Origin of the sequence: Kitasatospora sp. NPDC056076 (assembly GCF_042266305.1) — a bacterium.
Classification (GTDB): domain Bacteria; phylum Actinomycetota; class Actinomycetes; order Streptomycetales; family Streptomycetaceae; genus Kitasatospora.
The window spans coordinates 125,968-135,953 of record NZ_JBHJWG010000020.1; the positions used below are offsets into that span (position 1 = coordinate 125,968).

10 protein-coding genes and 8 tRNA genes are annotated in these 9,986 nt (G+C 73.1%); 10 read left to right on the top strand and 8 right to left on the bottom strand.

Annotation, left to right across the window (positions count from 1 at the left end; genetic code table 11):
• Positions 1-80 precede the first annotated feature (80 nt).
• Positions 81-1,241, bottom strand: coding sequence for a hypothetical protein (locus ACFC1T_RS19105; RefSeq protein ID WP_375890040.1), 1,161 nt, complete (start codon positions 1,239-1,241; stop codon positions 81-83).
• A 32-nt stretch (positions 1,242-1,273) separates the two neighbouring features.
• Positions 1,274-1,828 carry a DUF4365 domain-containing protein gene (locus tag ACFC1T_RS19110; RefSeq protein ID WP_360230145.1) on the bottom strand — a complete coding sequence of 185 codons (555 nt, stop codon included), beginning with the start codon at positions 1,826-1,828 and terminating at the stop codon, positions 1,274-1,276.
• Positions 1,829-1,973: 145 nt separating this feature from the next.
• Between ACFC1T_RS19110 and ACFC1T_RS19115 the strand changes: the two genes are divergently transcribed.
• Positions 1,974-2,741, top strand: a complete 768-nt coding sequence (locus tag ACFC1T_RS19115) for an exonuclease domain-containing protein (RefSeq protein ID WP_375890042.1) — start codon at positions 1,974-1,976, stop codon at positions 2,739-2,741.
• Positions 2,742-2,819: 78 nt separating this feature from the next.
• Here the strand turns inward: ACFC1T_RS19115 and ACFC1T_RS19120 are convergent.
• Both ACFC1T_RS19120 and ACFC1T_RS19125 read right to left on the bottom strand, forming a co-directional pair.
• Positions 2,820-2,891, bottom strand: a tRNA-Val gene (locus ACFC1T_RS19120).
• A 212-nt stretch (positions 2,892-3,103) separates the two neighbouring features.
• Positions 3,104-3,175 (bottom strand) — tRNA-Val (locus tag ACFC1T_RS19125).
• A 401-nt stretch (positions 3,176-3,576) separates the two neighbouring features.
• Between ACFC1T_RS19125 and ACFC1T_RS19130 the strand changes: the two genes are divergently transcribed.
• Positions 3,577-3,990 carry an SsgA family sporulation/cell division regulator gene (locus ACFC1T_RS19130; RefSeq protein ID WP_030056266.1) on the top strand — a complete coding sequence of 138 codons (414 nt, stop codon included), beginning with the start codon at positions 3,577-3,579 and terminating at the stop codon, positions 3,988-3,990.
• A gap of 441 nt (positions 3,991-4,431) precedes the next feature.
• Positions 4,432-5,001 carry a CGNR zinc finger domain-containing protein gene (locus ACFC1T_RS19135; protein ID WP_360230149.1) on the top strand — a complete coding sequence of 190 codons (570 nt, stop codon included), beginning with the start codon at positions 4,432-4,434 and terminating at the stop codon, positions 4,999-5,001.
• Positions 5,002-5,025: 24 nt separating this feature from the next.
• On the opposite strand, the gene ACFC1T_RS19140 is transcribed toward ACFC1T_RS19135, so the two are convergent.
• Positions 5,026-5,508 carry a hypothetical protein gene (locus ACFC1T_RS19140; protein WP_375890044.1) on the bottom strand — a complete coding sequence of 161 codons (483 nt, stop codon included), beginning with the start codon at positions 5,506-5,508 and terminating at the stop codon, positions 5,026-5,028.
• A 111-nt stretch (positions 5,509-5,619) separates the two neighbouring features.
• Between ACFC1T_RS19140 and ACFC1T_RS19145 the strand changes: the two genes are divergently transcribed.
• On the top strand, positions 5,620-6,120 hold the full coding sequence (locus ACFC1T_RS19145) for a DsbA family protein (RefSeq protein WP_375890046.1): 501 nt from the start codon (positions 5,620-5,622) through the stop codon (positions 6,118-6,120).
• A gap of 44 nt (positions 6,121-6,164) precedes the next feature.
• Here the strand turns inward: ACFC1T_RS19145 and ACFC1T_RS19150 are convergent, their stop codons facing one another.
• The 3 genes from ACFC1T_RS19150 to ACFC1T_RS19160 form a co-directional block, all read right to left on the bottom strand.
• Positions 6,165-7,010 (bottom strand): GNAT family N-acetyltransferase, encoded by an 846-nt coding sequence (locus tag ACFC1T_RS19150; protein ID WP_375890048.1) that lies wholly within the window; start codon positions 7,008-7,010, stop codon positions 6,165-6,167.
• A gap of 73 nt (positions 7,011-7,083) precedes the next feature.
• Entirely contained in the window at positions 7,084-7,914 is an 831-nt protein-coding gene (locus tag ACFC1T_RS19155) for an aminotransferase class IV (protein ID WP_375890050.1), read from the bottom strand.
• Positions 7,915-7,939: 25 nt separating this feature from the next.
• Complete coding sequence (locus ACFC1T_RS19160) at positions 7,940-9,019, bottom strand: chorismate-binding protein (RefSeq protein WP_375890052.1); 1,080 nt, start codon at positions 9,017-9,019, stop codon at positions 7,940-7,942.
• A 332-nt stretch (positions 9,020-9,351) separates the two neighbouring features.
• Between ACFC1T_RS19160 and ACFC1T_RS19165 the strand changes: the two genes are divergently transcribed.
• From ACFC1T_RS19165 to ACFC1T_RS19190, 6 genes are all read left to right on the top strand, one after another.
• Positions 9,352-9,424, top strand: a tRNA-Gly gene (locus tag ACFC1T_RS19165).
• Positions 9,425-9,464: 40 nt separating this feature from the next.
• Positions 9,465-9,538, top strand: a tRNA-Cys gene (locus ACFC1T_RS19170).
• Between the two features lie 34 nt (positions 9,539-9,572).
• A tRNA-Val gene (locus ACFC1T_RS19175) sits at positions 9,573-9,644 on the top strand.
• A 41-nt stretch (positions 9,645-9,685) separates the two neighbouring features.
• Positions 9,686-9,757: transfer RNA gene (locus ACFC1T_RS19180), tRNA-Val, on the top strand.
• Positions 9,758-9,801: 44 nt separating this feature from the next.
• Positions 9,802-9,873 (top strand) — tRNA-Val (locus ACFC1T_RS19185).
• Positions 9,874-9,917: 44 nt separating this feature from the next.
• Positions 9,918-9,986: transfer RNA gene (locus ACFC1T_RS19190), tRNA-Val, on the top strand.

Genomic DNA, 9,986 nt, shown 5'->3' on the forward strand with positions numbered 1-9,986 from the left:
TCCTGACGTGCTGGATTCAGAGGACGCAACACTGCGCTGCGCGTGACGATGGTACCGAGAGCACCAGCCGCACCGCGCACTCAGGACCTCTCCCCTCTCTCCTGGAGCCCCTTGAGCAGCCGCTCGCGGTCGTCGTCCGCCCAACCGCACAGCTCCAGGCCGTGCGGGCGGGTCAGCCGGCGGAAGCCGTCGCGGCGTTCCAGGCGGCCGGAGACCCGGACCGGGACGCCGGTGAGGTGGGCCTCGGCGGCGAGCCGGTAGTCGGGGTCGGGCAGTCCGACCTTGAGTTCGCGGACCTCGGCGCCGCCGAGCACCCGGAGCCGTATCGAGCCCGGTCCGGCGGGGTCGGCGCGCTTGAGGCGGACGACCACGCCGACGACGGTGACGTCGACGGCGGGTTCGATCCGCTCCAGCAGTTCGGCGGCCTCGGCGAGGGCGGGCAGGTCCCCGGGGGAGAAGTCGAGCTCGATCCGGCGGTCGCCGAATCCGCCTGGGGTGCCGGCGGCGGGCGACCAGGCGACGGTGAGCCGGGCGGCGGTCGCGCCGCGGACGAGGTCCTCGACGGACCGGACGAGTTCGCGGCTGACCCCGGAGCGGACGGCGTTCTCGAAGGCCTCGGGCCCGCCGCTGACCCGGCGGTAGTCGACCGCGTCGCGCAGCGCCTCCAGGGCGCGGACCAGGGTGGTGACGGCGGTGCGGCCCTCGGGGGCGGGGGTGTAGGCGGTGAGGGCGGCGCCCTGGTCGACGGCGCCCTGCTCGACCAGGAGGACGCGGTCCAGGAACTCCCCGGCGAGGCCGTCCAGCCGGGCACCGAAGTAGCCGGCGGTGGTCCGGCCGGCCTTGGCCCCGGCGGCGAGCATCGAGCGCGCGGCCCGCTGGAGCCGTTCGGCGTCGTCCCAGGGGGTGGCGTCGGCGGGGCCGGGCAGTTCGCGGCGCCAGTTGAGTTCGTCGCCGGGGACGACGAGGGCGAGGAGGATCGAGCGGGCGGAGGGGGTGCGGGAGCGGGAGAGCGCGGTGACGGCGTCGGTGAGGAGGTCGACGGCGTCGTCGAAGCCGTCGGCGGTGGGGAGGAGGAGGCTGGTGCCGGGTTCGCCGTCCGGCGGGGTCCAGCGGCCGTACCGGGCGGCGGGGCCGCCGCGCCGGATCCAGCCGTGCCGGGCGAGCAGGGTGGCGAGCACCGCGGGGTCGACCGTGGCCGGGTCGGGCAGGGCCCGGCCCTCCGGTCCGTTCGGCAGGGTCATGGGCGTGCTTCCTCGCTGCCGGGGCCGGGCGGTCACGGGCTGCCGCCCGCGCCGACCCGGGCCATGATGTCGCAGAGCGCGCGGTCGTCGAAGACCTTGTCGGTGGGCACCCGGACGTTGGTGCGCCGCTTCCCGGTGACGGGGTGGCCGGCCAGGTTGACCCAGTAGCAGCAGTGCCGCAGTTCGAGGGCGTCCGGGCGGGCCCGGAGCCAGTGGTCGACCCGGCGCGGCAGCAGCATCACGACCAGGATCCGCGGGACGGCGACCCGGGCTCGGGCGAGCTTGCGCAGGTGGTCGTTGTCCAGGGTGAAGCTGAAGAACGGCCCGGCCGGACCGGGTGCGATCTGCTGGGTCGCCTTGAGCTGGATCTTGATGGTGACCTCGTCGTCCACGTCGTGCTCCCGGGAGCCGTGGCTGACCTGCCAGTCGATGCCGTTGTCCGGGAACGGCTGGGAGAGCGAGCAGCCAGCCGCCGCGGCGACCGCGTGCAGGTAGCCGACCTGCAGCGTCTCCATGCAGGCGGTGACCGCGAGGTTCCCCCTGAGTGTGGTCGCCGCGCCGTCGGGCTGCGGCTGTGTCAGTGCCATCGCCCCGTGGCCTCCCCCGGCTCCGGGCCCGTCCGGGCCGAGCGGCCCAGTGGCAGGATCCCCGGTCGGAGCTGGGCCAAACGGGTTGAGCGACCGTCAGAACCGGGTATCACCAGGGCGCGGAACGCACGCCTGAGGGGCAGTCATGCAGCAGCACTGGTACACCGGCCCGCTCGCTTCCTTCGACACCGAGACGACCGGCGTGGACGTGGAGTCCGACCGCATCGTCTCCGCCGCCCTGGTCGTCCAACTCACCCCGGGCGCACCGGCGCAGACCACCACCTGGCTCGCCGATCCGGGAGTGCCGATCCCGGACGGGGCGCGGGCGGTGCACGGCATCACCGACGACCAGGTCCGCACGTACGGGCGCCCGGCCCGCACGGTGGTGGCCGAGGTCACCCGCGCGCTGGCGGCCCAGGCGCGGGCCGGCCGCCCGGTGGTGGTGATGAACGCCCCCTACGACCTGACCCTGCTGGACCGGGAGTTGCGGCGCCACCACGGCCTGCCGTTGAGCACCGGGCTGGACGGCGCGGGGCTGGTGGTACTGGATCCGCGGGTGCTGGACAAGCACGTGGACCGCTACCGCAAGGGCCGGCGGACGCTGACCGACCTGTGCGCCCACTACGGGGTGGACCTCGCCGGGGCGCACGACGCGGCGGCGGACGCGACGGCGGCCCTGTCGTTGATCCGGCGCATAGGCGCCCGCTATCCGGCGGCGCTCGGCGGGCTGACGGCGGCGGAGCTGCACCTGCGGCAGGCGGTCTGGCACGCGGCGCAGGCCCGGGGGCTGCAGGCCTGGTTCGACCGCTCGGGAACGCCGGAGCGGGTGGACCTGTCGTGGCCGCTGCGGCCGGCCCGGTGCGTCTGCGGTCGTCGGCTGGAGCCGGAGCACGGGTGCCGGGCGGCGGCATAGCCCTTCACCGGCACGACGGCCCGGAACGCGCCGCAGGCCCTGACCGGTTTCCTGGTCAGGGCCTGCGTGCTGTCCGGGTGGGCGATACTGGGATCGAACCAGTGACCCCTTCGGTGTGAACGAAGTGCTCTCCCGCTGAGCTAATCGCCCGGGCAACGAGAAGAACTCTAGCACCATTCGGGGGCGGTCGTACAACTCGCTCTTCCGGGGTACGGCCGACGCACCCACAGAACTCGCGCTCCGCACGGAAGATGACTGGCCCTCAGCCGGATTCGATACCGGCTCTTCGGATGGATTTCCGGAAATACATGTGAGGCCCAGCCGATAATCGACTGGGCCTCACATATCACAATGCATTCCGGTGGGCGATACTGGGATCGAACCAGTGACCCCTTCGGTGTGAACGAAGTGCTCTCCCGCTGAGCTAATCGCCCGGGTGCAGGGAAAACATTACCGCATCCCGGAGGGTGCTCCGAACACCCCGCCCGCCGGCGACCCCGCCCCGACGCCCGGGGCCGGGGCCTCCCCGCCACCCGTCCCGCCCCTCCCGCCCGCGCGCACGACTCGTCGGGCCCGGCCGCACCACCCGCTCCCCTGTTCCCGGCCCGCCCGGCACTCCGACGGACCGCCTGCACGCCGAACCGGAATCCGACCGAGAAGAACCGCCGGTAATGCCCCGGGCGGGTACTCCGGGGCGATTCCGCAATGCGCCGTAAGGGGTACGACTCGCGCCCGAATCGGGACAGAGGGGTTTACATCGGTCTTGGGGGTGGGATGGTCCGTTCGCCGACGTGCGATTCCCCGAGCGCACACTGAGCGAAAGGCCATGGCGCTTATGAACACCACGGTCAGCTGCGAGCTGCACCTGCGCCTCATCGTGTCCAGCGAGTCCTCACTGCCCGTCCCCGCGGGCCTGCGCTACGACACCGCCGACCCCTACGCCGTGCACGCCACGTTCCACACGGGCGCCGACGAGACCGTGGAGTGGGTGTTCGCCCGAGATCTCCTCGCGGAGGGGCTGCACCGACCCACCGGTACCGGCGACGTCCGGGTGTGGCCGTCGCGCAGCCACGGGCAAGGGGTGGTCTGCATCGCCCTGAGCTCTCCGGAAGGAGAAGCCCTGCTGGAAGCCCCGGCCCGCGCGCTTGAGTCGTTCCTCAAGCGGACGGACGCCGCGGTGCCCCCCGGCACCGAACACCGTCACTTCGACCTCGACCGGGAGCTGTCCCACATCCTCGCCGAAAGCTGACCCCGACCGGAGGCGGTCCAGCCCCGCTGTCGGCGGGGCCGTACTTCCTGCCGTCACCGCTGCCGTCCTACTCGGGGGCACGGCAGCGGACTCAGCCGCGCACCACGCGGTCTCGGGGCCGGTGAAACGGCCCGCTCCCACCGGAGCGGGGCCACAGCACCGCAGGCGCCCGGCATCGGAGCCGGCCATCCGTCACGGGTGGCCGGCCTCGCTGCCGGGCGCCACCGTCGTTTCCGGGGGCCGTGGCCGCTCCTCCCGGGCCGCGGGGCGAGAGGCTCGGCAGGGCCGCCGACACCCGGGCCACACCCAGACCGGGACACTCCGCCGGAATCCGTACAGGCCTTCGAACGAAGGCGCCGCCCTTATGCCGCAAGGGCCGGTATGGTCTGGGGTAACCGTGGACGCGGGGTACCGGAGTCCCCCTGCGCGAGGAGTCCCAACGTGCTGATCACCCATGACACCGAGTGCGCGCTGAGCATCCTCGTGGATCTGCTCAACACCGCGCCCGAGGTGTGCGGCGACGAGCGACTGCCGGACGTCGCCGCGCTGGACGCCTTCGTGGGCCGCCAGGAGATCAGCGAGATCGACTCGCTGACCGAGGACGACCTGCGCCAGGTGCAGGAGCTGCGCACCCGGCTGCGCGAGGTGTTCTGGACGGAGTCCACCGAAGCGGCCGCCGAGCTGGTCAACGCGATCGTCGCGGCCGCCGGGACGACGCCCCGGCTGGTCAACCACGACCACCACGACTGGCACATCCACTACTTCGCCCCGCACGCCGCGCTCGGGCCCCACCTCGCGGCGGAACTCGGCATGGCGCTGGCCTTCATCCTGATGGCGGGCGAGCGGGAGCGGCTGCGCCGGTGCGAGGCGCCGGACTGCGCGCGGGTCTTCGTGGACCTCTCCCGGAACCGCTCCCGGCGCTACTGCGACAGCCGCACCTGCGGGAACCGGCTGCACGTCGCCGCCTACCGGGCGCGCCAGCGGTCGGCGGAGGCCGTCGCCCCCGCCTGACCGGCGCCGCACCTCCCGCCCGGCTCAGATACCGCGCTTGCGGAGGATCTCCTCGATGTCGGCGAAGTCGCCGAGGCCGTCGTCCCGCTTGCCCGCCTGCGGCTTGCCGGACGCCTTGGGGTCCCTCGACGCCTTGGGCGCCTTGGGTGCCTGGGCCACCGCCGGACGCTCCGGAGCCGCTCCGGCCGCGGCCGGACGCTCCGCGGAGGACTCCACCTCACCGCGTCGGCCCGGCCAGCGGCTGGCGAACAGCAGCGCGGCGGAGACGCCGAGCAGCACCAGGCCAGTCCACACCCGGGGGTCGAAGACCAGCTTGGCCGCCCAGTCGGCGAACTCCCGGCCGATCGTGCTCGCCAGCGGGAACAGTCCGGTCAGGTAGAGCCCGGCGGGCAGCAGGGCGACCGCGAACCAGCGGGTCGCCGAGCGGAAGCGCCGCCGCCGGGCCCGCAGGCCCGCGACGGCCACGCCGCCGGCCGTGAGGAGGAAACTGATCGCCGCGGTCAGCACGGGTGCGCCCCTTCGCTTCCGGTGGTCCTGGACATCGGTGCCTCCCTCTCGGTCCGCCCTCGGGCGCACCGCCGGGCGGGGGCGGGCACCCACTAGTGGAACACTGGGGGAATGATCGATGGTTCCCTCCCCCGCCTCGAGTTCTGGTGCGACCTCCAGTGCCCGGACTGCCGCACCGCCCTGGACGACGTACGGGCGCTGCGCGCGCAGTACGGCGACGCGCTCTCCGTCGAGCTGCGGCACTTCCCGCTGGAGAAGCACAAGCACGCCTACGCCGCGGCGGAGGCGGCCGAGGAGGCGTTCGCCCAGGGGCTGGGGTGGCCGTTCGTGGAGGCGCTGCTGGCCCGGGTCGAGGAGTTGGACGCCCGGGGGCAGAAGCTGCTGCTGGAGGTGGCCCGGGAGGTCGGGGTGGACGCCGAGGAGGTCGACACCGCGCTGGTCGACGGCCGGCACATGCTGATCGTGGACTCCGACCAAGCCGAGGGCAAGGCGATCGGGGTCACCGGGACGCCGACGTACGTGATCAGCCGCGAGCGGTTGGACGGCGGGAAGAGCCAGGACGGGCTGCGCGAGCGGATCGTCGCGGCCATCGAGGCGGCGAAGGCCTCCTGACCGGCACACCTGACGCCCCGTCGGTCTGACGTTGCGTCAACTGCTCACAGCGGCTTGCCGTAACAGCGGTTGACGACCCGGTAGCCGAGCGAGGCGTAGAGCCGGAGGGCGGCCCGGTTGCCGGAGAAGACGTTCAGGCCGAGTTCGCGCACTCCGGCGGCCAGGCACTCCCGCTCGGCGAGCAGCATCAGGGTGCGGCCGTGGCCCCGGCCTCGGTGGGCCCGGTCCACCTCGACCACCATGACCCAGGCGAGCGGGGTGCCGTCCGGCAGGTCGCGCAGGTGGAGGTTCACCCAGAGCGAGCCGAGCGGCTCGGGGGCGCCGCCCGGGCCGTGGAGGCGGCGCAGGGCGACGCCGGGGGTCTCGACGCCCTGCTGGAGGACGTTGCGGTGGTCCAGGCGTGACTTGGCGCGGGCCTGCGCCTCGGTGAGGCCGGAGTCCCGCAGGGACTGGACGTACTCCCGCGCGGCCCGGTCGATCCAGGCCGGGAACTCGGCGGCGTCGATCGGGCGGGCGGTGACACCGGCGGGCAGCGGCGGGGCGGCGGTCAGGCTCTTGCCCAGGTTCCGCATCCGCTCGGTGTAGCCGAGGGCGGCGACCAGCCCCCGGGCGATCGGGGCGGACTCGGGGACGACGACGTCGACCCGGGTACAGCCCCAGGCGCGCAGCACCTCCTCCGCGGCCAGGGCACCGAAGGTGCCGCGGCCCCGACCGCGGCCCTCCGTGATCTCCAACTCCGCTATCTCACCCCAGAGTTCACTGTCGTGACGGGCTGAGCTGGTGCGCAGGGCGCCGACCTGGTGGCCGTTCGCGAGGATCCGCCAGCGTCTGGTGCGGCCGCCGGCCGTGGTGGGTGTCTCCGGGCCCTCGGGGCGCAGCGTGGTGGTCATGTGGTGGTCCCTTCCCCTCGCCGGGAAGGTTATCCGCGCTGCCCGGGGCGTCTGCCCGGCCGTTTCCCCGGGGTCAGGGGTCGAGGTCGTCGCCGCTGCGCTCGGCGAAGACGGCCATGGCCTTGGCGGTGACCGGGCCGGTGCCGGGCAGCCGGCGGTCGTCGACGCGGGTGACGGCCTGGACGTCGCGGGTGGTGGAGGTCAGGAAGATCTCCTCGGCCTCCTCGAGGGCGCCGAGCGGGAGGTCGGCCTCCTCGGCGCCGCACCAGTCGACGACCAGCTGCCGGGTGATCCCGGCCAGGCAGCCGGAGGCGAGCGGCGGGGTGAGCAGGCGGCCGCCGAGGACCACGAAGACGTTGGAGCCGGTGCCCTCGCAGAGTCGGCCCGCGGTGTTGGCGAACAGGGCCTCGGAGGCGCCGGTGCGGTGGGCGGCGGCGAGGGCGACCACGTTCTCGGCGTACGAGGTGGTCTTGAGGCCGGCGACGGCGCTGTGCTCGTTGCGGCGCCAGGGGACGACGGCGACGGCGGTCTCGTCGGGGCGGGGGCCGATGGCGTTGAAGCCGACCACCAGGGTGGGGCCGGTGGTGCCGCGCTCCGAGCTGAGGGGGGCGTCGCCGCCGGTGTAGGTGACGCGCAGGCGGCCGAGCGGGGCCGGGTTGGCGGCGAGGACCTGGGCGCAGGCCTCGCGGACCACGGCGTGGTCCGGGTCGGGCAGGCCGAGGCCGCGGGCGGAGCGGGTGAGCCGGTCGAGGTGGCGGGTGACCGCGAAGGCCCGGCCGTCGACGGACTTCATGGTCTCGAAGACGCCGTCGCCGGTGGTGAGGCCGTGGTCGAGGACCGAGACGGCGGCGTGGGCGGAGTCGACCAGGGTTCCGTTGACCCAGCTCGTGGTGCGGGTGTTCATCGAGGGCTGCTCCTAGACACGGTTCCTAGACACGGTGCGGCTCGGGGGCGGTGTCGATGCCGGGCTCGCTGCCCGACGCTATCGCGACGAGTCGGGCGGCCTTGAGCTCGGTTTCCGCCCACTCGCGTTCGGGGTCGGAGCCCCAGGTGATGCCGGCGCCGGTGCCGAAGCGCAGGACCGGCACCCGCGGGTCCTGCCGGTCGAGCCAGAAGGTGCGGATGCCGACGGCGAGTTCGCCCTCGCCGCGGTCGGCGTCGACCCAGCCGATCGCGCCGCAGTAGGGGCCGCGGGGGGCGGTCTCCAGGGCGTCGATGATCCGCAGGGCACTGGACTTGGGGGCGCCGGTGACCGAGCCGGGCGGGAAGGTCGCGTCGAGCAGTTCGGGCCAGCCGGCGCCGTCGCGCAGGGTGCCCTCGACGGTGGAGACCAGGTGGACCAGGCCGGGGTGCTTCTCGACGACGCAGAGGTCGGGCACGGTGACGGTACCGGTCCCGCAGACCCGGCCGAGGTCGTTGCGGACCAGGTCGACGATCATCACGTTCTCGGCGTGGTCCTTGTCGAGGAGGTCGTCCTCGGTGCGGCCGGTGCCCTTGATCGGGCCGGACGAGACGGTGCGCCCGGTGCGGTGCAGGTAGAGCTCCGGGGAGGCGGTGGCGATCTCGACGCCGTGGTCGGGCAGTCGGACGGTCCCGGCGTAGGGGGCGGGGTTGCCGCGGGCGAGGAGGCCGGTGAGGGCGTCGATGTCGCTGCGGTCGGGGTCGGGCAGCGGCGCGGAGAGCACCCGGCAGAGGTTGGCCTGGTAGACCTCGCCGGCGGCTATGTGCGCGCGGATGCGGCGTACGCCCGCGGTGTAGGCGGCGCGGTCCAGGGAGCTGTGCCAGCTGCCGGCGTCCGGGCCGTGCCAGCCCGCGCCGGAGGGCGGGGCGGGCGCGGGGCGGACCTCGTCGAAGCGGGCGCAGGTCAGCCGGCCCTCGAAGTCGTAGGCGACGGCCCAGTAGCCGGAGGAGTCGAGCGCGGCCGGGTCCGAGGTGACGTCGCGCAGTCCGGTGGCCAGGCGGCCGCCGAAGCGGGCGAGCGGGGTGCGGGGGTCGGGATGGCCGGACACGGTTCTCCTGCGCGGTGGTGCTGGGGGGTGGCGGTGCTTGAAGTGTAGGTCGGGGGCGTGCCCCGGGTCGGGCCCGAGCCCGCCGCGCCCCCGCGTACGAGCAGCTGAGTGCGTCGCGCCGGTGTGCGCCGGGTGGCCTGCGGATGATCGTCCGGGAGCGCCGCAGGTGGTGGCCGGTGACCGGCCGGAGGGGCTGACGGAACGGCACTCCGTCGGCATCCCCTCGGCACGCTGCGGGAACGGATTTTTAGCTGGCCCGGGAATCCGCTAGAGTTCAACACGTCGCCAGGGAGCGCAGCCGAGGAAAAGCGGTGAAGGTCCCGGGGAGACAGGCGGACGTAGCTCAGTTGGTAGAGCATCACCTTGCCAAGGTGAGGGTCGCGAGTTCGAATCTCGTCGTCCGCTCGATGGAGAACAGTGTAAGGTCGTTCTTCATGCGTTGCCTGGTGGAGTGGCCGAGAGGCGAGGCAACGGCCTGCAAAGCCGTGTACACGGGTTCAAATCCCGTCTCCACCTCCAAGGGGTTCTCCCGGTTCCACCGGGAGACCTCCCCGCGCGATTAGCTCAGCGGGAGAGCACTACCTTGACACGGTAGGGGTCACTGGTTCAATCCCAGTATCGCGCACGTCGGACCTCACGAGGTCCGCTGCACAACCGCCTCACCAGGCGCGATTAGCTCAGCGGGAGAGCACTACCTTGACACGGTAGGGGTCACTGGTTCAATCCCAGTATCGCGCACAGTAACGAGCCCTTCGAGGCTCGCTGCACAACCGCCACACCAGGCGCGATTAGCTCAGCGGGAGAGCACTACCTTGACACGGTAGGGGTCACTGGTTCAATCCCAGTATCGCGCACAGTAACGAGCCCATCGGGGCTCGCTGCACAACCGCCACACCAGGCGCGATTAGCTCAGCGGGAGAGCACTACCTTGACACGGTAGGGGTCACTGGTTCAATCCCAGTATCGC

Coding starts and splice junctions, on each gene's coding strand:
- ACFC1T_RS19105 (WP_375890040.1), bottom strand. CDS start 1,241: ATGACCCTGCCGAACGGACCGGAGGGCCGGGCCCTGCCCGACCCGGCC.
- ACFC1T_RS19110 (WP_360230145.1), bottom strand. CDS start 1,828: ATGGCACTGACACAGCCGCAGCCCGACGGCGCGGCGACCACACTCAGG.
- ACFC1T_RS19115 (WP_375890042.1), top strand. CDS start 1,974: ATGCAGCAGCACTGGTACACCGGCCCGCTCGCTTCCTTCGACACCGAG.
- ACFC1T_RS19130 (WP_030056266.1), top strand. CDS start 3,577: ATGAACACCACGGTCAGCTGCGAGCTGCACCTGCGCCTCATCGTGTCC.
- ACFC1T_RS19145 (WP_375890046.1), top strand. CDS start 5,620: ATGATCGATGGTTCCCTCCCCCGCCTCGAGTTCTGGTGCGACCTCCAG.
- ACFC1T_RS19150 (WP_375890048.1), bottom strand. CDS start 7,010: ATGACCACCACGCTGCGCCCCGAGGGCCCGGAGACACCCACCACGGCC.
- ACFC1T_RS19155 (WP_375890050.1), bottom strand. CDS start 7,914: ATGAACACCCGCACCACGAGCTGGGTCAACGGAACCCTGGTCGACTCC.